This window comes from Mycobacterium spongiae (genome assembly GCF_018278905.1).
Taxonomy (GTDB): Bacteria; Actinomycetota; Actinomycetes; order Mycobacteriales; family Mycobacteriaceae; genus Mycobacterium; species Mycobacterium spongiae.
In genome coordinates, this window is record NZ_CP046600.1 from 1,110,414 (window position 1) to 1,131,539 (window position 21,126).

25 protein-coding genes are annotated in these 21,126 nt (G+C 65.5%); 16 read left to right on the top strand and 9 right to left on the bottom strand.

What is annotated here, in order from left to right:
• Nucleotides 1–22: 22 nt before the first annotated feature.
• The 9 genes from F6B93_RS04495 to F6B93_RS04535 all read left to right on the top strand — a co-directional run bounded on the left by F6B93_RS04495 (nt 23) and on the right by F6B93_RS04535 (nt 7,557).
• The gene (locus tag F6B93_RS04495; RefSeq protein WP_211697986.1) at nt 23–1,390 is read left to right on the top strand and encodes a xylulokinase; all 1,368 of its coding nucleotides are present in this window, start codon (nt 23–25) and stop codon (nt 1,388–1,390) included.
• Nucleotides 1,391–1,456: 66 nt separating this feature from the next.
• On the top strand, nt 1,457–2,122 hold the full coding sequence (locus tag F6B93_RS04500; RefSeq protein ID WP_211697988.1) for a GNAT family N-acetyltransferase: 666 nt from the start codon (nt 1,457–1,459) through the stop codon (nt 2,120–2,122).
• A 193-nt stretch (nt 2,123–2,315) separates the two neighbouring features.
• Nucleotides 2,316–3,641, top strand: coding sequence for a preprotein translocase subunit SecY (secY, locus tag F6B93_RS04505; protein WP_211697990.1), 1,326 nt, complete (start codon nt 2,316–2,318; stop codon nt 3,639–3,641).
• The gene (locus F6B93_RS04510; RefSeq protein ID WP_211697992.1) at nt 3,638–4,183 is read left to right on the top strand and encodes an adenylate kinase; all 546 of its coding nucleotides are present in this window, start codon (nt 3,638–3,640) and stop codon (nt 4,181–4,183) included. Before secY ends, F6B93_RS04510 begins: the two co-directional genes overlap by 4 nt.
• A gap of 2 nt (nt 4,184–4,185) precedes the next feature.
• Nucleotides 4,186–4,986 carry a type I methionyl aminopeptidase gene (gene map / locus F6B93_RS04515; RefSeq protein ID WP_211697995.1) on the top strand — a complete coding sequence of 267 codons (801 nt, stop codon included), beginning with the start codon at nt 4,186–4,188 and terminating at the stop codon, nt 4,984–4,986.
• Nucleotides 4,987–5,069: 83 nt separating this feature from the next.
• A complete protein-coding gene (locus F6B93_RS04520) occupies nt 5,070–5,615 on the top strand; it encodes a sigma-70 family RNA polymerase sigma factor (RefSeq protein WP_211697997.1) in 546 nt (181 codons plus the stop codon).
• 69 nt (nt 5,616–5,684) lie between these two features.
• Nucleotides 5,685–6,446, top strand: a complete 762-nt coding sequence (locus F6B93_RS04525; RefSeq protein ID WP_281426133.1) for an anti-sigma factor family protein — start codon at nt 5,685–5,687, stop codon at nt 6,444–6,446.
• Between the two features lie 42 nt (nt 6,447–6,488).
• The gene (locus tag F6B93_RS04530) at nt 6,489–6,989 is read left to right on the top strand and encodes a MarR family transcriptional regulator (RefSeq protein WP_211697999.1); all 501 of its coding nucleotides are present in this window, start codon (nt 6,489–6,491) and stop codon (nt 6,987–6,989) included.
• Nucleotides 6,990–7,011: 22 nt separating this feature from the next.
• Nucleotides 7,012–7,557 (top strand): TIGR03086 family metal-binding protein, encoded by a 546-nt coding sequence (locus F6B93_RS04535; RefSeq protein ID WP_211698002.1) that lies wholly within the window; start codon nt 7,012–7,014, stop codon nt 7,555–7,557.
• Between the two features lies 1 nt (nt 7,558).
• Here F6B93_RS04535 and mmsB read toward each other — a convergent pair whose 3' ends face one another.
• From mmsB to F6B93_RS04560, 5 genes are all read right to left on the bottom strand, one after another.
• Nucleotides 7,559–8,437, bottom strand: a complete 879-nt coding sequence (gene mmsB, locus F6B93_RS04540) for a 3-hydroxyisobutyrate dehydrogenase (protein WP_211698003.1) — start codon at nt 8,435–8,437, stop codon at nt 7,559–7,561.
• Nucleotides 8,438–8,449: 12 nt separating this feature from the next.
• Nucleotides 8,450–9,619: an acyl-CoA dehydrogenase family protein gene (locus F6B93_RS04545; RefSeq protein WP_211698006.1), complete on the bottom strand. Its 1,170-nt coding sequence runs from the start codon at nt 9,617–9,619 to the stop codon at nt 8,450–8,452.
• A gap of 13 nt (nt 9,620–9,632) precedes the next feature.
• Complete coding sequence (locus tag F6B93_RS04550; RefSeq protein ID WP_211698008.1) at nt 9,633–11,165, bottom strand: CoA-acylating methylmalonate-semialdehyde dehydrogenase; 1,533 nt, start codon at nt 11,163–11,165, stop codon at nt 9,633–9,635.
• 107 nt (nt 11,166–11,272) lie between these two features.
• A complete protein-coding gene (locus F6B93_RS04555) occupies nt 11,273–13,483 on the bottom strand; it encodes a copper-translocating P-type ATPase (RefSeq protein ID WP_211699266.1) in 2,211 nt (736 codons plus the stop codon).
• A 55-nt stretch (nt 13,484–13,538) separates the two neighbouring features.
• Nucleotides 13,539–13,835 carry a DUF1490 family protein gene (locus F6B93_RS04560; protein WP_211699267.1) on the bottom strand — a complete coding sequence of 99 codons (297 nt, stop codon included), beginning with the start codon at nt 13,833–13,835 and terminating at the stop codon, nt 13,539–13,541.
• Between the two features lie 94 nt (nt 13,836–13,929).
• On the opposite strand from F6B93_RS04560, the gene F6B93_RS04565 reads away from it, so the two are divergent.
• Complete coding sequence (locus tag F6B93_RS04565; protein WP_211698010.1) at nt 13,930–14,343, top strand: heavy metal-responsive transcriptional regulator; 414 nt, start codon at nt 13,930–13,932, stop codon at nt 14,341–14,343.
• Between the two features lie 29 nt (nt 14,344–14,372).
• Here F6B93_RS04565 and rfbC read toward each other — a convergent pair whose 3' ends face one another.
• The 4 genes from rfbC to F6B93_RS04585 are packed head-to-tail and all read right to left on the bottom strand — an operon-like array spanning nt 14,373 to nt 17,705.
• Nucleotides 14,373–14,981 (bottom strand): dTDP-4-dehydrorhamnose 3,5-epimerase, encoded by a 609-nt coding sequence (gene rfbC, locus F6B93_RS04570; RefSeq protein ID WP_211698012.1) that lies wholly within the window; start codon nt 14,979–14,981, stop codon nt 14,373–14,375.
• A 1-nt stretch (nt 14,982) separates the two neighbouring features.
• The gene (gene rfbB / locus F6B93_RS04575) at nt 14,983–15,978 is read right to left on the bottom strand and encodes a dTDP-glucose 4,6-dehydratase (protein WP_211698014.1); all 996 of its coding nucleotides are present in this window, start codon (nt 15,976–15,978) and stop codon (nt 14,983–14,985) included.
• 10 nt (nt 15,979–15,988) lie between these two features.
• Nucleotides 15,989–16,843 (bottom strand): LLM class F420-dependent oxidoreductase, encoded by an 855-nt coding sequence (locus tag F6B93_RS04580; protein WP_211698015.1) that lies wholly within the window; start codon nt 16,841–16,843, stop codon nt 15,989–15,991.
• 19 nt (nt 16,844–16,862) lie between these two features.
• Nucleotides 16,863–17,705 carry an LLM class F420-dependent oxidoreductase gene (locus F6B93_RS04585; protein WP_211698016.1) on the bottom strand — a complete coding sequence of 281 codons (843 nt, stop codon included), beginning with the start codon at nt 17,703–17,705 and terminating at the stop codon, nt 16,863–16,865.
• A gap of 257 nt (nt 17,706–17,962) precedes the next feature.
• On the opposite strand from F6B93_RS04585, the gene infA reads away from it, so the two are divergent.
• The 6 genes from infA (at nt 17,963) to F6B93_RS04615 (ending at nt 21,098) form a co-directional block, all read left to right on the top strand.
• The gene (gene infA / locus F6B93_RS04590; RefSeq protein WP_003418601.1) at nt 17,963–18,184 is read left to right on the top strand and encodes a translation initiation factor IF-1; all 222 of its coding nucleotides are present in this window, start codon (nt 17,963–17,965) and stop codon (nt 18,182–18,184) included.
• 32 nt (nt 18,185–18,216) lie between these two features.
• Nucleotides 18,217–18,330 carry a 50S ribosomal protein L36 gene (gene rpmJ / locus F6B93_RS04595; protein WP_116540246.1) on the top strand — a complete coding sequence of 38 codons (114 nt, stop codon included), beginning with the start codon at nt 18,217–18,219 and terminating at the stop codon, nt 18,328–18,330.
• A gap of 192 nt (nt 18,331–18,522) precedes the next feature.
• Complete coding sequence (gene rpsM / locus F6B93_RS04600; protein WP_211699268.1) at nt 18,523–18,897, top strand: 30S ribosomal protein S13; 375 nt, start codon at nt 18,523–18,525, stop codon at nt 18,895–18,897.
• Nucleotides 18,898–18,900: 3 nt separating this feature from the next.
• Entirely contained in the window at nt 18,901–19,317 is a 417-nt protein-coding gene (gene rpsK, locus F6B93_RS04605) for a 30S ribosomal protein S11 (RefSeq protein ID WP_211698017.1), read from the top strand.
• A gap of 25 nt (nt 19,318–19,342) precedes the next feature.
• Nucleotides 19,343–19,948, top strand: a complete 606-nt coding sequence (rpsD, locus tag F6B93_RS04610; RefSeq protein WP_211698018.1) for a 30S ribosomal protein S4 — start codon at nt 19,343–19,345, stop codon at nt 19,946–19,948.
• Nucleotides 19,949–20,054: 106 nt separating this feature from the next.
• Nucleotides 20,055–21,098, top strand: coding sequence for a DNA-directed RNA polymerase subunit alpha (locus F6B93_RS04615; protein WP_211698019.1), 1,044 nt, complete (start codon nt 20,055–20,057; stop codon nt 21,096–21,098).
• The last annotated feature ends 28 nt before the right edge of the window (nt 21,099–21,126 follow it).

Below are 21,126 nucleotides of genomic sequence, written 5' to 3' on the forward strand. Positions count from 1 at the left end.
ATGCTGGCGTACGGTGGCGCCCGTGTCACGCGAAGCCGTCACAATCGGAATTGACATCGGAACCACGTCCGTCAAGGCGGTGACCGCTGACGGAGACGGCACGGTGACGGCCCGGGTCCGAATTCCGCACCAGCTGCGGGTGCCGGCAGCCGACCAACTGGAGCACGACGCTAGCGAGGCATGGCGGCAGGGACCATTGACGGCCCTTGATCGGTTGGCCGACCCCCGGAAGTCCGACGTTCGCGCCGTGGCCGTCTCCACCATGGTGCCGTCGCTGACTGCCGTCGATTCCTCAGGCCAGCCGATCAGCCCGGGGCTGTTATACGGCGATGGCAGGGGACGGGTACTCGGCGCCCCAGAGGGGCAGCCGCACCTACTGCCGTCGGTGGGTGAGACCGCCGAGTTTCTCCGCTGGACGGCCGCCCAAGCGCCTGATGCGGCCGGGTATTGGCCGGCGCCGGCGGTGGCAAACTACGCACTGGCCGGCGAAGCGGTGATCGACCTCGCCACCGCCGTCATGGCCAATCCCCTCTACGACGGGACTGCGTGGAACCCGAAGGCATGCGCGGACTGTGGTGCGACGGCTGACCAGATGCCGAGAGTGGAGAGATTCGGGGTTGCGGTCGGGCACGTGAGCGGCACGGATGCGGCATTGGCCGTCGGCGCTATCGATGCGTTGTGCGAGCAGATCGTGGCAGGCGCCGACCGCGCTGGTGAGGTTCTCGTGTTGTGTGGCGCCACGCTGATCGTGTGGACAACCATCTCCGAGGCCCGGCAGGTCCCGGGGCTATGGACCATTCCGCATCCGGCTGGCGGCAAGAGCCAGATCGGAGGCGCCAGCAACGCCGGCGGGTTGTTTCTCGACTGGGTGGATCGTCTCGTCGGGCCGGTGCCCGCCGCGGGTGAGCTGGAGAGGGTCGATCCGCGCCGGGTACCGGTGTGGCTGCCGTATATCCGCGGTGAGCGCACGCCGTTTCATGACTCGGGCACCCGCGCGGTGATCGACGGCCTGGATCTCACCCACGACGCCGCATCCGTGCGGCGGGCCGCCTACGAGGCGTCGGGCTTCGTCGTGCGCCACATCATCGAGCTGGGCGCGGCGCCTGTGGTGCGCATCGTGGCGGCCGGGGGTGGGACCAGGGTACAGCCGTGGATGCAGGCGATCGCCGACGCTACCGGCCGGCCGGTAGCGGTGTCCGGGGTGGCCGAAGGGGCTGCCCTGGGAGCCGCGTTCCTTGCCCGCATCGCCGCCGGCCTGGAATCCTCGATCGCCGACGCCGCAGGGTGGGCCGCGACCGAGCGCATCGTCGAACCCCGGCCGGCCTGGACGGGTCCTACCGGCGAACGCTACCGCCGGTTCCTGGAGCTCAGCGGATCGCGGCTGGCGTAGAGCAGCCGGGGAAACTTCGCCTAACGCGCTGGCGCAGTACCCGGTGAGGCGTTCTACGCTTATGGAATGACAGATCACGACCAGACCGCTGCCCGTCGAGAGATCGCAGACGCCTTGCTTGCCGCATTGGAGCGTCGGCACGAGGTCGCCGACGCCATGGTGGAGGCCAAAGACAAGGCTGCCGCGGTCGAGGCGATCGTGAAATTGCTGGGCACGTCTCATCTCGCGGCCGAAGCAGTCATGGGCATGTCCTTTGCACAGCTCACTCAGGACATGCGCAAGAAGATCATGGCCGAACTCGAAGACTTGAACAAGCAGCTGAGCTTCACGCTCCGGGAACGCCCGGCGAGCTCGGGTGAGAGCTTGGAACTACGGCCGTTCTCCCCGGGAGAGGATCGCGATATCTTCAGCGCGCGCACCTCGGACATGGGCGCCGCCGGTGATGGATCCGGTGGGCCGGCCGGCAGCCTCGACGACGAGATCCGGGCCGCGGGAACCCGCGTCGACGACGAAGAGGCGGCGTGGTTCGTGGCCATCGACGCCGGCGAAAAGGTCGGCATGGTGTTCGGGGAGCTCGTCCACGGCGAGGTGGACGTGCGGGTCTGGATTCACCCCGATCACCGGAAGAAGGGCTACGGCACCGCCGCGCTGCGCAAGTCGCGCGCGGAAATGGCGTGGGCCTTCCCGGCTGTGCCCATGGTTACCCGCGCGCCCGCGGCCCAACCCTCCTAGCCCGTCAGCTGCCAAAGTCAGCCGAGAGGTAGATCACCTCGCCCAACCGGGGGGCGACCCTGACAGGGCCTGCCCGGACCAGCTGTTAGTCTCGTACACGATTTGACGCGCTATAGATAATTCGGCCGTACGTCCTGGCCTGCGGGTGTTGGGCGCGTAACGCAGGATGGCCCCCGGCTGCGCAGGAGGAAGAGTGCTTTCGGCTTTCATCTCGTCGCTGCGTACAGTCGACCTGAGACGGAAGATCCTCTTCACGCTGGGCATCATCGTCCTCTATCGCGTGGGTGCCTCCATGCCATCGCCTGGAGTCAATTTCCCGAACGTCCAGCAGTGCATCAAAGAAGCCAGCAGCGGCGAGGCCGGACAGATCTACTCGCTGATCAACTTGTTCTCCGGCGGCGCGTTGTTGAAGCTCACGGTGTTCGCGGTCGGGGTGATGCCCTACATCACCGCCAGCATCATCGTGCAACTGCTCACTGTGGTCATCCCGAGGTTTGAAGAACTCCGGAAGGAGGGTCAAGCAGGCCAGGCCAAGATGACGCAATACACGCGCTACCTGGCGGTTGCGTTGGCCGTCCTGCAGGCCACCAGCATCGTGGCGCTGGCCGCCAATGGCGGGTTGCTGCAGGGCTGCACGCTGGACATCATCGCCGACCAGAGCATCTTCACCCTGGTCGTCATCGTGCTGGTGATGACGGCCGGCGCGGCACTGGTGATGTGGATGGGCGAGCTGATCACCGAACGCGGTATCGGCAACGGCATGTCGCTGCTGATCTTCGTCGGTATCGCCGCCCGCATTCCCTCCGAAGGTCGCTCCATCCTGGACAGCCGCGGTGGGGTGGTCTTTTCCGCCGTCTGCGTGGCCGCGCTGATCATCATCGTCGGCGTCGTCTTCGTCGAGCAGGGTCAGCGCCGGATCCCGGTGCAGTACGCGAAGCGCATGGTGGGTCGTCGGATGTACGGGGGGACCTCCACGTATCTGCCACTCAAGGTGAACCAGGCCGGCGTTATCCCGGTCATCTTCGCGTCCTCATTGATCTACATTCCGCATCTGATCACCCAGTTGGTCCGAAGCGGCAAGGGTGGTCTGGGTAGCAGTTGGTGGGACAAATTCGTCAGCACTTATCTGTCCGACCCGAGCAACCTGGTCTATATCGGTATCTACTTTGGGCTCATCATCTTCTTCACGTACTTCTACGTGTCCGTCACGTTCAATCCCGACGAGCGTGCCGACGAAATGAAGAAGTTCGGTGGGTTCATTCCGGGAATTCGGCCGGGGCGGCCGACCGCCGACTATCTGCGTTTTGTGCTGAACCGAATAACCCTGCCGGGTTCGATCTACCTCGGCGTGATCGCGGTGCTGCCCAATCTGTTCCTGCAGATCGGCGCCGGGGGAACGGTACAGAATCTGCCCTTCGGCGGTACCGCGGTTCTGATCATGATCGGTGTCGGTTTGGATACGGTCAAACAGATCGAGAGTCAGCTCATGCAGCGCAACTACGAAGGGTTCCTCAAGTGAGAGTTGTTTTGCTCGGACCGCCCGGGGCGGGCAAGGGGACGCAGGCTCAGAAGCTGGCCGAGAAGCTCGAGATCCCGCATATCTCCACCGGTGACCTGTTTCGGCAGAACATAGGCAGCGGCACCAAACTCGGTGTGGAGGCCAAGCGATACCTGGATGCCGGTGATTTGGTGCCATCCGAGCTAACCAACCAGCTCATTGACGACAGGTTGACCCACCCGGACGCGGCTGCCGGTTTCATTCTGGACGGCTACCCCCGCTCGGTGGAGCAGGCCAAGGCGCTTCACGAGATGCTCGCGCGCCGCGGGACCGACATCGATGCGGTCGTCGAGTTTCGCGTTTCGCAAGAGGAGTTGTTGGCGCGGCTCAAGGGTCGTGGCCGCGCCGACGATACCGACGATGTCATCGTCAACCGGATGAAGGTCTACCGCGACGAAACCGCTCCCCTGCTCGACTACTACCGCGAGCAGCTGAAGACCGTGGATGCCGTCGGTGCCATGGACGAAGTGTTCGCGCGCGCGCTGCGAGCGCTGGGAAAGTAGCCATGGGGGCCCTGGCGCGGCTGCGGGGTCGCAGAGTCGTTCCGCAGCGCAGTCCTGGCGAACTCGATGCGATGGCCGCGGCGGGTGCCGTCGTCGCCGCCGCACTCAAGGCCGTCCGCGAGGCCGCGGTGGCGGGAGTGTCCACACTGAGTCTCGACGAGGTAGCCGAGTCGGTGATCCGCGAGGCCGGGGCCACGCCGTCGTTCCTGGGCTATCACGGTTTCCCGGCCTCGATCTGCTCGTCGGTCAACGACCGGGTCGTCCACGGGATACCGTCCGCCGCGGAGATTCTCGCGCCCGGTGACTTGGTGTCCATCGACTGCGGGGCAATCCTCGATGGCTGGCATGGTGACTCGGCGATCACCTTCGGGGTCGACGCGCTGCGTCCGGTCGACCAGGCGCTGTCCGAAGCGACCAGGGACTCATTGGAAGCAGGAATCGCCGCAATGGTGGTCGGCAATCGGTTGACCGACGTGTCGCATGCCATCGAAACGGGCACCCGCGCCGCCGAGGTGCGGTACGGACTGTCTCTCGGGATCGTCGACGGGTACGGGGGCCATGGTATCGGCCGGCAGATGCACTTGGATCCTTTCCTGCCGAACGAGGGCGCTCCTGGGCGCGGGCCTGCATTGGCCGTGGGTTCGGTGTTGGCGATCGAGCCGATGCTGACGTTGGGGACCCGCAGGACGGTAGTGCTCGACGACAAATGGACGGTCAAGACCGCCGATGGCTCTCGTGCGGCACACTGGGAACATACGGTGGCGGTAACTGAGCACGGACCCCGTGTTCTCACGCTTGCCTAGCTCGCACTGTGGCGAATGTGGTGCCGCGCCGGCATTGAACCAAATACTTACTGGACTCGTGTCAGTAAGCAGGAGGTGGTCCAATGGCGCGTGTAGCCGGCACGGGGAGGGCGTCGGGCGCTGCCGAAGCCACGCTGATGAAGGCGCTTTACGATGAGCACGCTGCGGTTTTGTGGCGCTACGCGCTGCGGTTGACGGGCGACGCGACCCAAGCCGACGATGTGGTGCAGGAGACCTTGGTGCGGGCCTGGCAGCATCCGGAAGTGGTGGCCGACACCGAACGATCGGCGCGGGCGTGGCTATTCACCGTCGCTCGCAACCTGATCATCGACGACCGGCGCAGCGCCCGGTACCGCAATGTCGTTGGTTCGATCGACGACTCGGGCGCCCCAGAGCAGTCCACGCCGGATGAGGTCAACGCGGCGTTGGACCGGTTGCTCATCGCCGACGCGATGGCTCAGCTGTCATGCGAACATCGGGCAGTGATCAGCCGGTCATACTACTGGGGATGGACCACCGCACAGATAGCAAGCGACCTTGGGGTTGCTGAGGGAACGGTGAAGTCGCGGCTGCACTACGCGGTGCGGGCGCTGCGGCTCACCCTGCAAGAACACGGAGTTACCCGATGACGGCGTGGGACGCTAGTTCGGGACGCATTCGCGGAGCTGTGGGCTCCGCATGTGTGGGGGTGACAGGAGATGGATGACATGAGGACGCCGCTAAGGGGACTCGGCCCACCCGGCGATGACCGGGCGCACGACGCGGCCACCGGTGGCAACGACCGCTACGCGATGTGGGATGCCGCCTACGTGCTTGGGTCATTGTCGGCAGCCGACCGCCGCGAATTCGAGGCGCACATGGCCCACTGCCCGGCGTGTCGGGCCGCCGTCGGGGAACTGTCTGGTGTGCCGGCCCTGCTGTCACAGCTCAGCCGGGAAGAAGTGACTGCGATCGATGAGTCCGGCTCGGGTGTCGGGGCTGCGGAGATGTCACCGGAGCTGTTGCCGTCGTTGCTGGCAACGGTGCGCTGGCGCCGTCGCCGCAACCGCCTCGCGACCTGGACGGCGTCGGCTGCCGCTGCCGCGGTGCTCGGGGTCGGCGTGCTGGTTGGTATCCAGGGCCATCCCACGTCTGACCAGCAGGTGACCGCGTCGCCGCTGCCCATGGCGCAGACCGGGACAACCCTGCTGACCTCGACCGTGGCGATCAGTCCGGAGCACTGGGGAACGTTCATCAATCTGCGGTGCGTCTGCCTGGCGCCCCCGGATGCCCACCATGACACGCTGGCCATGGTCGTCGTGGGTCGCGACGGCAGCCAAACGCGGCTGGCGACGTGGGTGGCCGAACCCGGACACACTGCGACGCCCGCGGGAAGCATTTCCACACCCGCGAATCAGATCGCGGCAGTACAAGTGGTTGCCGCCGATACCGGTGAGGTTCTGCTGGAGCGTTCCCTCTAAGGGGGTTGAGCGGCTGTACCCGCAGGTGCGGTAAGAAAGGGCGTGGCTGTCTCACAGAAGCGCGACCCGATCGCCGCGGCCCGGACCAACTGGGAAAACGCCGGCTGGGGTGATGTCGCGCAAGGCATGGTCGCGGTGACGTCGGTAATGCGTGCCCATCAAATCCTGCTGGCCCGCGTCGAGACGGCGTTGCGTCCCTACGACCTGAGTTTTTCCCGCTTCGAGTTGTTGCGATTGTTGGCGTTCAGCCGCACCGGGGCGTTGCCGATCACCAAAGCCTCAGACCGGCTGCAGGTGCACGTCACCAGTGTCACCCACGCGATCCGGCGGCTGGAAGCCGATGGGCTGGTGCAGCGCGTGCCCCATCCCACCGATGGGCGGACGACGTTGGTGCACATCACCGAGCTGGGCCGCTCCACGGTCGAGGACGCCACGGAGACGCTGAACGAGCAGGTGTTCGCCGATATCGGCATGGCCGCCGGTGAGTCGGAGGCGCTGGTGTCGTCCATCGAAACGTTGCGCCGTAGCGCAGGGGACTTCTAGATTGAACCGGGAAGGGCGGATCGTGGACCCACTCGCAGCTCACCAGCGTGCTCAAGACGCATTCAGTCGCGTTCTCGCTGGCGTCGGTCCCGACCAGCTCGACGCCCCCAGCCCGTGCACGGAGTGGACGGTCAGCGATCTGATCGGCCACGTTCTCTACGGCAATGAGCATGTCGGGATCTGGGCGGGTGGACCCGATGAGCCTCCGGCGCGGCCGGAGAACGTCGTCGCAGCCCATCGGGCTGCCGCCACCGCAGCTCACGAGGTCTTCGCTCGACCGGACGGGATGTCCATCACCTTCAGGCTGCCGTTCGGGGACTTCCCCGCAGAAGTCTTCGTCGGGCTACGCACCATGGACGTACTCACCCATGCCTGGGACTTGGCAGCGGCCACCGGGCAGTGCACCGATCTTGATCCGGAATTGGCGACCGAGCAGCTCGCCGCCGCGCGCCGGCTTGTGGGGCCGCAGATCCGCGGGCCTGGCCAGCCGTTCGGCGACGAGCAGCCTTGCCCACCGGAACGGGCTCCTGCCGATCAGCTGGCTGCGTTCCTGGGCCGAAAGGTGTGATCTAGCCGCCGCGCAGCGTCTCGATCACCGCGCTGAAATCCAGGGCGGCATGGTCGTCGGCGAACTGGGTGAAGATCTCTGCGGCGTGGCTGCCCAATGGTGCCGTCGAACCGGTCGCGGCCACCGCATCCATCGCCAGACCCAAGTCCTTGTTCATCAGTGCGGTCGCAAACCCGGGTTCGAAGTTGTTGTTGGCCGGCGACGTTGGCACCGGGCCGGGCACCGGGCAGTTCGTGTGCACTGCCCAGCAGTTGCCCGTCGAGCCGGTGATGACGTCGAACAACGACTGCGCCGACAGCCCCAGCCTTTCGGCCAGCACGAAGGCCTCGCCGATAGCGATCTGCTGCACGGCCAGCACCATGTTGTTGCACACCTTGGCGGCTTGCCCCGCACCCGCTGCGCCGCAGTGGATGATTTTGGCCGCCATGGGTTCCAGCACTGGACGTGCCCGCTGCAGCACGTCGGCGTCGCCGCCCACCATGAACGCCAGCGTCGCGGCCACCGCTCCCTTCTGGCCGCCGGACACCGGCGCATCGAGCTGGGCCACGCCGTGTGAGCCGGCAAGTGCGTGGATGTCGCGGGCATCGCTGACCGAGATGGTGGAGCTGTCGATGAACAGTGCACCAGGTTGAGCAGCAGGCAGCACGTCGGCGTAGCAGCGTTTCACCACGTCGCCGTCGGGCAACATGGTGATAACCACATCGGCCTCGGCCACCGCGTCGGGAGCGCTGTCGAACACCGTGGCTCCGGCAGCCAGCGCGGCAGCGGCGGCTGCCGGAGCCGGGTCGAATCCGCGCACGGTGTGGCCAGCGGCAACCAGATTCGCCGACATCGGCCCGCCCATGTGTCCCAGTCCCAGGAAGGCGATCGTCTCGGTCATTGGGTCTGTCTCCTACGCGCTGGTACGCAACCGTGCGGCCTCGGCCCGACCGATCACCACCCGCATGATTTCGTTGGTGCCTTCCAAGATCCGATGTACTCGTAGATCGCGCACGATCTTTTCCAGACCATACTCGCGTAGGTACCCGTATCCGCCGTGCAGTTGCAAGGCCTTGTCGGCGACGTCAAAGCAGGTGTCGGTGACGTAGCGTTTGGCCATCGCGCACAGCTCGACTTTGTCGGCGGCATCGTCGTCGAGTGCGTTCGCCGCCCGCCACAACAACATTCGCGACGCCTCGAGCCCGGTGGCCATATCGGCCAAGGTGAACCGGATCGTCGGCTCGTCGAGCAGCGAGGCACCGAAGGCCTGGCGCTCGCGAACGTAAGCGCCCGCTTTGTCGAACGCGGCTTGCGCACCGCCCAGGGAGCACGCCGCGATGTTGAGCCGGCCGCCGTTGAGCCCGTTCATCGCGATGCCGAAACCGGAGCCCTCGCCGTCCGCTCCGCCCAGCATCGCTTCAGCGGGTACGCGCACCCCCTCCAGCACGACCTGCGCGGTGGGTTGGGCATGCCAGCCCATCTTCTGCTCCGGGGCGCCGAAGCTGATTCCCGGAGCGTCCTTTTCGATGACAAATGCCGTTATTCCGCGGGGCCCGGGGTTCTCGGGGCCCCCGGTTCGCGCCATCACCACGTAGACGTCCGACGCGCCCGCGCCGGAGATGAACTGCTTAACACCGTCGAGCACGTAGTCGCCCCCGTGTTTGACCGCGCGGGTGCTCAATGCGCTGGCATCCGAGCCGGCGCCCGGCTCGGTCAGACAGTAACTCGCGATCACATCCATCGTGGCCAGGCGTGGCACCCAGATCTTGCGCTGTTCGGCGGTGCCGAAGGTGTCGATCATCCAGGCACACATGTTGTGGATAGACAGGAATGCGGCGGTCGTCGGGTCGGCCGTGGCGAGTTGCTCGAAGATGCGCACCCCGTCGAGGCGGCGCAGTCCGCTACCGCCGACGTCGTCGCGGCAGTAGATCGCCGCCATCCCGAGATCGGCGGCTTCGCGCAACACGTCCACGGGGAAATGGTTGGTGGCATCCCATTCCAGTGCTTGGGGGGCAAGGCGTTTGGCGGCGAACGCGGCTGCTGTCTCGGTGATCACCCGCTCGTCGTCGTTGAGGGTAAACATGGCGACGTCAGCTCTAATCCATGGTGGGGATGACGAATTCGGCACCGTCCTTGATGCCGGACGGCCAGCGTGACGTGACGGTCTTGACCTTCGTGTAGAACTGGATCGATGTCGGACCGTGCTGGTTGAGGTCGCCGAATCCGGAGCGCTTCCACCCGCCGAAGGTGTGGTAGGCCACCGGAACCGGGATCGGCACGTTGACACCGACCATGCCCACCTGTACCCGCGCGGTGAAGTCGCGTGCCGTGTCGCCGTCGCGGGTGAAGATAGCGACGCCATTGCCGTACTCGTGCTCGGATGGCAAGCGCAGCGCTGCCTCGTAATCATGGGCTCGGACGATGCACAGCACGGGCCCGAAGATCTCGTCGGTGTAGATCGACATTTCTGGTGTGACGTGGTCGAACAGGGTCGGACCGATGAAAAAGCCACCTTCCAGGTTTGCGGTGCCGTCAGGCAGCCCAAACGACAGGTCATCGCTCGTCCGCTCGCGGCCGTCAACGACGATCTCGGCGCCGGCGGCCACTCCCTGGTCGATGTAGTCGTGAACCCGCGTCAACGCGGCCGCGGTGACCAGGGGGCCGTAGTCGGCCTTGGGGTCCAGGCTGTGGCCGACACGTAGGTTATTGACCCGCTCGATCAGTCTGGCGCGCAACCGATCCGCGGTTTGTTCACCGACGGGTACCGCCACGCTGATCGCCATGCAGCGTTCACCGGCACTGCCGTATCCGGCGCCGATGAGCGCGTCGACCGCCTGGTCGAGGTCTGCGTCCGGCATGACGATCATGTGGTTCTTGGCGCCGCCGAAGCATTGCGACCGCTTGCCGGTTGCCGCGGCCCCCGCGTAGATGTACTGGGCGATATCGGAGCTGCCGACGAATCCGACCGCCTGGACATCGGGATGGTTCAGCAGAGCGTCGACGGCTTCCTTGTCACCGTGGACGACCTGGAATACGCCGGGGGGCAGGCCCGCTTCGACGAACAGCTCCGCGAGCCGGACCGGGACCGATGGGTCGCGCTCACTGGGCTTGAGAATGAACGCATTTCCGCACGCCAGTGCTGGGCCAGCCTTCCACAGCGGGATCATCGCTGGAAAGTTGAATGGGGTGATGCCGGCGACGACACCCAGGGGCTGACGCAGCGAGTAGACGTCGATTCCCGGTCCGGCGCCTTCGGTGTATTCCCCTTTGAGTAAGTGCGGGATACCGATGCAGAATTCGATCACCTCAATGCCGCGCTGGACGTCGCCCTGGGCGTCGGCCAGGGTTTTGCCGTGCTCGCGGGACAGCAGTTCGGCGAGCTCGTCGATGTGGTCGTTGACCAGCTCGATGAATCGCATCAGCACCCGGGCGCGGCGCTGCGGATTCCACGCGGCCCAGCCCTTTTGCGCGTCGGCGGCCGACGCTACCGCGGCGTCGATGTCGGCTGCCGATGCCATCGGTACCGTCGCCTGGACCTGCCCGGTGTTGGGGTCGAAGACGTCGGCGGTGCGAGCGGACCGGCTGGTGCTGCGCTGGCCGTCAATGAAATGTGGAATCTGCGTGGTCATGGTTGTCCCAGATAGGTAGGAAGGGGAAAATCACGGTGATACTTGCATATCCTAGTAAATCGGCCGAGTGCCGACAACTTCGTGGCCACGCTCCGGCCGCGGTGGCGTCAGGCGTCGCGGCCGAAACGACGTAGCCGCAGCGAGTTGGTCACGACGCTGACCGAGGACAACCCCATCGCGGCGCCCGCAACAACCGGGTTGAGCAGTCCGAGCGCGGCAAGGGGGATCGCGGCGGTGTTGTAGCCGAAGGCCCAGCCAAGATTTTCGTAGATCGTGCGCAGGGTCCGCCGCGCGAGCTGGATCGCCCGCACCACGCCGTCGAGCTGGTCGGACATCAGCGTGATATCGGAGGCCTCGATGGCGACGTCGGTACCGGTGCCGATCGCGATGCCCAGATCGGCCTGCGCCAGGGCGGGGGCGTCGTTGACGCCGTCGCCAACCATCGCAACGACCTGACCCTCGTTCTGGAGGCGCCGAATCTCGGTGACCTTGTCCTGCGGCAGCACCTCGGCCAGCACGTGGTCGATGCCGACCTGTTCGGCGATCGCGGCGGCGGTGCGGGCATTGTCGCCCGTGATCATGGCGACCTCGAGCCCGAGGGCATGCAGCTGGCGAACGACGTCCACGGCGTCGTCCTTGACGGTGTCGGCCACCGCGAGCACACCGACAACCTGGTCGTTCCGGGCGACGAACACCGCGGTTCGGCCGTGGCCTTCCAGCTCCGCGGCCGTCGCGGCGAGGTGCTCGGGAAGCAGCACATCGTGCTCGTCGACGAGCGTGCGCCGCCCAACCACGACAGACTCGCCGTTGACCGCGGCGCGCACGCCGTGTCCGGCGAGGTTGGTGAACTCGGTGGCGGCGGGAATCTCCAACCCGCGCTCGCGCGCACCGGCAACGACGGCAGCGCCGATGGGGTGTTCGGAGCCGGACTCGACCGCGGCCGCGATACGCAGCACGGCATCAGGTTGGCAAGACGTGCCGGCGATCACATCGATGAGCCGCATCTGGGCGCGCGTGAGGGTGCCGGTCTTGTCGAATACCACGGTGTCGATCCTCTTCGAGGTTTCCATGACCTCGCCGCCCTTGACCAGGATGCCCAGATCCGCGCCCCGGCCGGTACCGACGGTGATCGCCGTCGGCGTGGCCAGGCCCAGTGCGCACGGGCACGCGATGATCAGCACCGCGACCGCTGCGGTGATACCGGCTGCTGGGTTAGCGGCGATCAGCGTCCACCCGGCAAAGGCTGCCACGGCGACACCGACCACGATCGGCACGAACACCGCAGAGACCCTGTCGGCCAGCCGTTGCACCGGGGCTTTGCCGCCCTGCGCCTGCTCGACCAGGCGCACAATCTGAGCCAATGCGGTGTCTGCCCCGACTGCGGTGGCGCGTAGGGTCAGCAGCCCGTCGATATTGACTGTTGCTCCGGCAACGCGGTTGCCGGCCGCCTTCTCCACCGGGACGGACTCGCCGGTGAGCATCGACTCGTCGACGGCGGCGCGGCCGTCGGTGACTTCGCCGTCGACCGGGATCTTCTCTCCGGGCCGTACCCGCACCAGGTCTCCTAAGCGGACCTGATCGACCGGCACGCGGAGCTCTTCGCCGTCGACCAGTAGCACTGCCTCTTTGGCGCCCATCTCCAGCAGCTTGCTGATCGCCTCCGATGCCTTGCCTTTGGCTTTGGCCTCGAAATAGCGGCCCAATACCACGAACGCGATAATCAGCGCCGCGGTGTCGAAGAACAGCGGTCCACCGGCAAACAACTGATAGGCGGAGTAGCCGAACGCCGTCAACGTGCCCAGCGTGATCAGCGTGTCCATGTTCGCGCTCAGGGCCCGCGCCTGCTGCGCGGCTGCGTTGAGCATGGGCCACCCGGCGACGAATTGCACCGGGACCGTCACGGCAAAGGCCAGCCAACCCGCCCACGGCGCGGCTCCGAAAAGCGTTGTCGCAGCAGCCGCTGCCAGCGCCAGCGGCCAGGTCAACCACACGCGGCGCGACCACTGACGCCGTTCGCGCCGGTTCGCTTCGGCTGGCGGTGCCGAGCACGCGGCCGGTCTGTCCGCGTTCTGAGAGTGGCCGAGGAAGCGACGGCGCAGGCCTCGCAGCGCGACCGCGGTCCCATCAGGGATGTGCTCGGCATCGGCGATCGCCGAGAGGACCGCAGCGGTGTCGCAGTGTTCGGGCGAATACCAGATCACCACCGATGACGTGCGCGGATAAGCATGCACAGTGCTTACGCCGGGCACCTTGGCGGCGGTGTCCTCGATTGCGACGGCCCGGACCGCGTCGAAACGGAACCGGGTGTGCACGCGCATCCGCCCCGCCGCGTTGGAAACCACTCGGGGAGCGACGTCGCCAGGGCTCAGGGTGTCAGCGGTCATGGTTGTGGCCCTCTCGCGCCATCGTCGGCGGTGGAACGTCCTCGGCGGCACGCTCTCTGGCCTCGGACATCACATCGGCGACAGTGAGTCGAGCCTGTTCGGCGCTCGCCTCGGCTTTGCGCTCGGCCTCGCGCACAGCCCGTAGGCCCCACGCGGTCACGCTGACGGTTGCCTTGCGCAGCGGAGCCTTCGTCACCGCGGTGCGCAGCGCCTCGTACGCGGCGACGCCCACCACGCCGGTCGCCACCGCGGGCGCCGCCTTCATAAACATTCCTTGCCATGCCATGTCGAACGCTCCCGTCTCATCGTTGCCACCGCTACCAGTGAGCTCGAACCCAGTGTTATCCTTCCAGCGCACTGGAGGGTCAAGGGAGGGCCTCGTGAAGATCGGCGAGCTTGCCAAACTGACCAATACCAGCACCAAGACCCTGCGGTTCTACGAGGAATCGGGGCTGCTACCGCCGCCTACGCGCAGCGCGTCCGGGTATCGCGACTATGGACCCGACATGGTGGATCGGCTGCGGTTCATCCATCGGGGCCAAGCGGCGGGGTTGACCTTGCAGAAGGTGCGCCAAATCCTGGCGGTTCACGATCGCGGCGAGGTGCCGTGCGGGCACGTCCGACAGGTCCTGAACGCTCGCCTCGACCAAGTTCGCACGCAGATCGCCGAGCTCGTCGCCCTCGAAGGCTACTTGGAGACTCTTCTCGACAAGGCATCGCAGCGCGAGCCCACCGAACACGACAATTCCGCCGTGTGCTGGATTTTGGAAAGCGACCTGGACGCCCCTGACTAGACCGGCAGCGCCCTAGCGAAGCTGGCCTCTTACTCGTCGCGCAGAGCGCCGACGAACTTCTGCGCCTCTTCCCATGTGGGTAGCAGGCCGGATGCGCGCACATCGTCGAAGCTGGGAGCCGCTGCGTCTCGGTCGGACAAGCTGGGAGCGACGCCGCCGACGAGTGGCCAGTCGATCGCCAGCGTCGGATCCGTAGCACGGATCGTGTGCTCGCGCTGCGGGCTGTATTCCGCCGAGCAGAGATACATCACCGTCGAATTATCTTCCAGCGCAAGGAAACCGTGTGCCAAACCTTCGGAAATGTAGATCGTCCGACGATCCCGATCGTCGAGCAGCACGGAGTCCCAGCGGCCGAATGTCGGTGACCCCAAACGGATATCGACGACAACGTCGAAGAGGGAACCGGATACACAGGTGACGTATTTGGCTTGGCTTGGCGGTAGTTCGGCGAAGTGCAGGCCACGCAGCACCCCGGCCGACGACACCGAGCAGTTGGCCTGCCGGACGTCCAGATGGTGCCCGGCGAATCCGCGGAATCCCTGGTCGGTAAGCCACTCGAAGAACACTCCACGGGAATCGCCGTGGATGGTGGGGGTGATCTCCCAGGCGCCCGGTATGGCTAGTTCGCGTACCTGCATGTCACTGACCGCGTTCTTCGTAGCGCGCTTCGGAAGCGTCCTTCAGTGGACGCCACCATGATTCGTTGGCACGGTACCAGTCGATGGTGGCGTGCAAGCCCTCGTCGAAGTCGGTGTGTTTTGGAGCCCAACATAATTCGTTGTAGAGCGCCGACGGGTCGATGGCGTAGCGCAGGTCGTGTCCAATGCGGTCGGTGACATGATCGAAGTCGTCTGGGTCACGGCCCATCATCTGCAGCAGCGTCCGCAACACGGTCAGGTTGTCGCGCTCGCCCTCGGCGCTGATGAGGTAGGTCCGGCCGATCTGGCCTTTGTCCAGGATCCGCCGTACCGCGCTGTTGTGGTCGTCGACGTGGATCCAGTCGCGGACGTTGGCGCCCGTCCCATACAGTTTGGGCCGCCGCCCGGTGAGCACATTGGTGATCTGGCGCGGGATGAATTTCTCGACATGCTGATACGGCCCATAGTTATTGGAGCAGTTGGAGATCGTCGCGCGGACGCCGTAGGACCGCACCCAGGCTCGCACCAGCATGTCCCCGCCGGCCTTGGTTGCCGAATAGGGACTCGATGGGTTGTACGCCGTGTGCTCGGTGAACCGTTGCGGGTCGTCGAGCTCCAGGTCGCCGTAGACCTCGTCGGTTGAGATGTGGTGGAGCCGCACATCGTGACGTCGTACCGCTTCCAGGATGGTGAAGGTACCGATCACATTGGTATGTAGGAACGGTTCCGGATTGTCGAGCGCGTTGTCGACGTGAGATTCGGCGGCGAAGTGCACGACCGCGTCGGACTCGGCCACCAGCTCCGAAACCAGCTCGGCGTTGGCGATGTCACCCTGCACCAGCGTGATCGCATCCTCGACGTCGGCCAGCGACTCGCGCCGGCCGGCGTAGGTCATGGCGTCGAGCACCGTGATCTGGTCGTCGGGATATTCGCGCACGGTGCTGTGCACGAAATTCGCGCCGATGAAGCCCGCGCCACCGGTGACAAGCAGCCGCATGGGACAAACCCTAGCCCAGCAGCGGGCGGGCCAGTTCGCTCAGTGTGGGTAACAGCTGTTCTCCGGGTGAGGCTCCCAGCACCTGAATCGCCACGTGGTCGGCGCCGGCGTCGAGATGTTCGTGGAGGCGTTCTGCGATGGCATCGGGGGTGCCGTAGGCCACCAGGGCATCGATCAGCCGGTCGCTACCGGGCTTGCGTACGTCGTCTGCGCTGAATCCAAGTCGCAGCCAGTTGTTCACATAGTTGCGCAGACCTAGGTAGAAGTCGACGAACTGGCGTCCGATGGCGCGGGCTTCGTCGCGATCGGCGGTGAGTACCACCTTGTGTTCCGGTGCCAGAAGTACCGAGCTCCCGACCAGCTCGCGGGAGGTGGCCGTGTGTTCCGGCGTCGTCAGATAGGGGTGGGCGCCGGCGCTGCGTTCTTTGGCGAGCCGCAACACCCTCGGACCCAGGGCGGCGAGCACGCGACGTCCGATGGGCACCCCGGCTGCGTCGAGTTCAGCGAGATACTCGACCAGTTTGTCGTAGGGCTTCTGGTACTCCTGAGTGTGTTCGCGGTGCCCCACCCCGACGCCGAGCAGAAATCGTTGTGGATATGCGCCCTCGATGCGCCGATACGACTCGGCGACGGTGTTGGCGGGCGCTGACCAGGTGTTGACAATCCCGGTGGCTAGCTGCAGCGATGTAGTTTGTGCCAAAGCCGGCTCCGCCCACGCCAGATCCGCGTCCGGCGACGCTCCGATCCAGACGGCGCCGTAGCCGAGCGATTCGATCTGGGCGGCCAGTTCCGGCGCGAGGGAACGGCTGCCTATCCATACGCCGAACTTGCCGAGGTCTGGTTTGGGTGAAACTGGTTGGGTCACCATCGTCCTCGCTTCGACCTCAGCGCCCCAGGCCCAGCGGTTCGGCCAATTCGGCCAGCGCCGGGACCAGATTGTCACTTCGGGTAAGTACCTGGATCGCTAGGTGGTCGGCTCCCGCGTCGAGATGTTCGGTCAGTCGCGCCGCGATGGCGTCGGTGCCGCCGTAGGCGACGGTGGCGTCGACCAGGCGATCGCTGCCCGGACGGGCGATGTCGTCGTCGGTGAAGCCCAGCCGTTTCCAGCTGTTGCGGTAGTTGGCCAAGTCGAGGTAGATGTCGAGCGCCTTGCGGCCCACGATGCGTGCTTTCTCGGAATCAGTGGTCAGTACTACTTTGTGCTCCGGCGCCAGGAACGCCGAAGGGCCGATCAGCTCACGGGCTTGCGCGGTGTGTTCCGGCGTCGTCAGGTATGGGTGCGCCCCGGCGCTGCGTTGCGCGGCAAGCCCCAGCACCCGCGGACCCAGTGCGGCCACCACCCGGCGGTTGGCGGGCACGTCCAGGTCGTCCAGCCTGTCCAGGTAGTCCGTCAGGGCCTGGTAGGGCTTGCGGTACTGGCTGACCGCTTCGGGATGGCCGACCCCGATGCCCAGCAGGAAACGCCCCGGGTAGGCCGCCTCGATCCGATGGAACGATTCGGCGACTGGTTCGGCGGGCGCCGACCAGATGTTGACGATGCCGGTGGCGACCTGCAGCGTGGTCGTCGCCTCGAGGATGGGCTCCACCCAGGCCAGCTCAGCGGGCGGCGAGCCGCCGACCCAGACCGCGCCGAAGCCCAGGGCCTCGATGTCCTTGGCCTGTTGGGGCGTGACGGTGCGTCCGAACGTTCCGAAGCGGCCGAGACGAGGTTTACTGGCATCGCTCATGACTGCTCCAACCCCCGGCCGGCCTGGCCCTATTCCTGGGATTCGTGAGGTTCGGCGGCGTTTTGCGCGGAGTGCGGCGATGCGGGTATTGTGGGCCAACGGTGCGGCGTCCCGTGCCGACTCTTGGCGTGCCCAGTCTTGAAATTTCTCGGAGCGTTTCGCGGAATTTCCACCACCGGCTCACGTTGTGTAGTGCGGTCACCTGCTGCGCCGAGACTGGCCGCTGCCACAAGGAAGAGAAGGATAGCCAGATAGTAATGGCCAAGAAGGACGGTGCCATCGAGGTCGAGGGTCGAGTGGTCGAGCCCCTGCCCAATGCGATGTTTCGCATAGAGCTGGAGAATGGCCACAAGGTGCTCGCCCACATCAGCGGCAAAATGCGCCAGCACTATATCCGCATCTTGCCGGAGGATCGGGTGGTGGTGGAGCTGTCGCCGTACGACCTGTCCCGGGGCCGCATCGTGTACCGGTACAAGTAACGAAATACCTCAGAGAACAGGACCGAGCTGCCGTGAAGGTGAACCCGAGCGTCAAGCCGATGTGTGACAAGTGCAGGGTGATCCGTCGGCACGGGCGGGTCATGGTGATCTGCGCCGATCCGCGCCACAAGCAAAGACAAGGCTAGGCCGGACAATCAGGTCCGCCGGAACCTGGCCAGCTTTCACCCACAACTAAATGCAGACCTCCCAGTACCAATGAGCGGCTGGCATCGATTGCGATGGGCACGCTCATCCACGCCCGGACGGAGGCCGGGCCCCGCGGAGTTCGCGGGAACGGACTGGGACAAGACCTCCGCAACGAAAGAGGGAAGCCACTGATGGCTCGACTAGTGGGCGTCGACCTGCCGCGTGATAAGCGGATGGAGGTCGCGCTGACCTATATCTTCGGCATCGGCCGTACCCGCTCGAACGAAATCCTGACAGCCACCGGCATCGATCGGGACTTGCGCACCAAAGATCTGACCGATGACCAGCTCACCCGGCTGCGTGACTACATCGAAGCCAACCTGAAGATCGAGGGTGATCTGCGCCGCGAGGTGCAGGCCGACATTCGCCGCAAGATCGAAATCGGCTGCTACCAAGGTCTGCGCCACCGCCGCGGCATGCCGGTGCGTGGCCAACGGACCAAGACCAACGCTCGGACCCGCAAAGGTCCCAAGCGCACCATCGCAGGCAAGAAGAAGGCCAGGTAACCGATGCCACCGAAGAAAGCGGCAACTGGATCGTCGAAGAAGGGGCACAAGACCCGCCGTCGGGAAAAGAAGAACGTTCCGCATGGTGCTGCCCACATCAAGAGCACGTTCAACAACACGATCGTGACGATCACCGACCCCCAGGGCAACGTGATCGCCTGGGCGTCCTCAGGTCACGTCGGGTTCAAGGGCTCCCGGAAGTCGACCCCGTTCGCGGCCCAGCTGGCCGCCGAGAACGCCGCGCGTAAGGCGCAAGAGCACGGGGTGCGCAAGGTGGACGTGTTCGTCAAGGGCCCGGGTTCGGGTCGCGAAACTGCTATCCGTTCACTGCAAGCTGCTGGCCTGGAGGTCGGCGCGATCTCCGATGTCACGCCCCAGCCGCACAACGGCGTCCGCCCGCCCAAGCGCCGCAGGGTTTAGTCGCGGTCGAGGAGGAAACCAACCCATGGCTCGTTATACCGGACCCATCACCCGCAAGTCGCGCCGGCTGCGCACCGATCTCGTCGGCGACGACCAAGCCTTCGAGAAGCGTCCGTACCCGCCCGGTCAACACGGTCGCGCACGGATCAAGGAAAGCGAGTACTTGCTGCAGCTGCAGGAGAAGCAGAAGGCCCGCTTCACCTACGGTGTGATGGAGAAGCAGTTCCGTCGCTACTACGAAGAGGCCAACCGTCATGCCGGCAAGACGGGTGAGGCGCTGCTGCAGATCCTGGAGAGCCGGCTGGACAATGTGGTGTACCGCGCAGGGATTGCGCGTACCCGCCGACAGGCCCGCCAGCTGGTCAGCCACGGGCACTTCCTGGTCAACGGGGTGAGTGTCAATGTGCCCAGCTATCGCGTGTCGCAGTACGACATCATCGACGTGCGCGACAAGTCCGTGAACACGGTGCCGTTCCAGATCGCCCGCGAGACGGCGGGTGACCGTCCAATTCCCAGCTGGCTGCAGGTGGTGGGGGAGCGGCAACGCATCCTCGTCCACCAGCTGCCCGAGCGGGCACAGATCGAGGTCCCGCTGACCGAGCAGCTGATCGTCGAGTACTACTCGAAGTAGACGTCCTGCACCGACGGTGCATGGCTGCCCTGGTCGCCGCGGCCGCGGCGACGACAACCTGAGCGGCATCAAATAGCGGGTGCCGAGAAGGAGAAGAAGAAACACCATGCTGATCTCACAGCGACCGACACTGTCGGAGGATGTGGTTTCCGAGAGCCGGTCACAGTTCGTCATCGAACCGTTGGAACCGGGCTTCGGTTATACGCTGGGCAATTCACTGCGGCGCACGTTGCTGTCGTCGATCCCCGGCGCGGCGGTTACCAGCATTCGCATCGACGGCGTACTGCACGAGTTCACCACGGTGCCCGGCGTCAAAGAAGATGTGACCGACATCATCCTGAACCTCAAGGGCTTGGTCGTGTCCTCGGAGGAGGACGAGCCGGTGACGATGTATTTGCGCAAGCAGGGTCCGGGTGAGGTGACTGCCGGTGACATCGTGCCGCCGGCCGGGGTCACGGTGCACAACCCCGGCATGCACATCGCCACGTTGAACGACAAGGGCAAGCTGGAGGTCGAGCTCGTTGTCGAGCGCGGTCGCGGTTACGTCCCCGCGGTGCAGAACCGAGCTTCCGGCGCTGAAATTGGGCGCATCCCAGTCGATTCGATCTACTCGCCGGTGCTCAAGGTGACCTACAAGGTGGACGCCACCCGTGTCGAGCAGCGCACCGACTTCGACAAGCTGATCCTCGACGTGGAGACCAAGAGTTCGATCACCCCGCGCGATGCCCTGGCCTCGGCCGGCAAGACGCTGGTCGAATTGTTCGGTCTGGCACGCGAGCTCAACGTTGAGTCGGAAGGCATCGAGATCGGGCCGTCGCCTGCTGAGGCGGACCACATCGCCTCGTTCGCGCTGCCGATCGATGACCTGGATCTCACGGTGCGCTCGTACAACTGCCTCAAGCGCGAAGGCGTGCACACGGTCGGTGAACTGGTATCGCGCACCGAATCCGACCTGCTCGACATCCGTAACTTCGGCCAAAAGTCGATCGACGAGGTCAAGGTGAAGCTGCACCAGCTCGGCCTTTCGCTCAAGGACAGCCCGCCGAGCTTCGACCCCTCTGAGGTTGCGGGCTATGACGTCGCCACTGGGACCTGGTCCTCCGAGGGTTCCTACGACGAACAGGACTACGCCGAAACCGAACAGCTCTAAGTGCGTCCGACGTCGACGCGGGCCGGTC

What these genes read in the sequence shown, in the direction of transcription:
- rpsM (WP_211699268.1), top strand. Translation starts at nt 18,523, where the DNA reads ATGGCTCGACTAGTGGGCGTCGACCTGCCGCGTGATAAGCGGATGGAG.
- rpsK (WP_211698017.1), top strand. Translation starts at nt 18,901, where the DNA reads ATGCCACCGAAGAAAGCGGCAACTGGATCGTCGAAGAAGGGGCACAAG.
- F6B93_RS04615 (WP_211698019.1), top strand. Translation starts at nt 20,055, where the DNA reads ATGCTGATCTCACAGCGACCGACACTGTCGGAGGATGTGGTTTCCGAG.
- F6B93_RS04585 (WP_211698016.1), bottom strand. Translation starts at nt 17,705, where the DNA reads ATGAGCGATGCCAGTAAACCTCGTCTCGGCCGCTTCGGAACGTTCGGA.
- infA (WP_003418601.1), top strand. Translation starts at nt 17,963, where the DNA reads ATGGCCAAGAAGGACGGTGCCATCGAGGTCGAGGGTCGAGTGGTCGAG.
- rpsD (WP_211698018.1), top strand. Translation starts at nt 19,343, where the DNA reads ATGGCTCGTTATACCGGACCCATCACCCGCAAGTCGCGCCGGCTGCGC.
- F6B93_RS04560 (WP_211699267.1), bottom strand. Translation starts at nt 13,835, where the DNA reads ATGGCATGGCAAGGAATGTTTATGAAGGCGGCGCCCGCGGTGGCGACC.
- F6B93_RS04500 (WP_211697988.1), top strand. Translation starts at nt 1,457, where the DNA reads ATGACAGATCACGACCAGACCGCTGCCCGTCGAGAGATCGCAGACGCC.
- rfbB (WP_211698014.1), bottom strand. Translation starts at nt 15,978, where the DNA reads ATGCGGCTGCTTGTCACCGGTGGCGCGGGCTTCATCGGCGCGAATTTC.
- F6B93_RS04525 (WP_281426133.1), top strand. Translation starts at nt 5,685, where the DNA reads ATGGATGACATGAGGACGCCGCTAAGGGGACTCGGCCCACCCGGCGAT.
- map (WP_211697995.1), top strand. Translation starts at nt 4,186, where the DNA reads ATGGGGGCCCTGGCGCGGCTGCGGGGTCGCAGAGTCGTTCCGCAGCGC.
- mmsB (WP_211698003.1), bottom strand. Translation starts at nt 8,437, where the DNA reads ATGACCGAGACGATCGCCTTCCTGGGACTGGGACACATGGGCGGGCCG.
- F6B93_RS04520 (WP_211697997.1), top strand. Translation starts at nt 5,070, where the DNA reads ATGGCGCGTGTAGCCGGCACGGGGAGGGCGTCGGGCGCTGCCGAAGCC.
- F6B93_RS04555 (WP_211699266.1), bottom strand. Translation starts at nt 13,483, where the DNA reads ATGCGCGTGCACACCCGGTTCCGTTTCGACGCGGTCCGGGCCGTCGCA.
- rfbC (WP_211698012.1), bottom strand. Translation starts at nt 14,981, where the DNA reads ATGCAGGTACGCGAACTAGCCATACCGGGCGCCTGGGAGATCACCCCC.
- F6B93_RS04545 (WP_211698006.1), bottom strand. Translation starts at nt 9,619, where the DNA reads ATGTTTACCCTCAACGACGACGAGCGGGTGATCACCGAGACAGCAGCC.
- F6B93_RS04550 (WP_211698008.1), bottom strand. Translation starts at nt 11,165, where the DNA reads ATGACCACGCAGATTCCACATTTCATTGACGGCCAGCGCAGCACCAGC.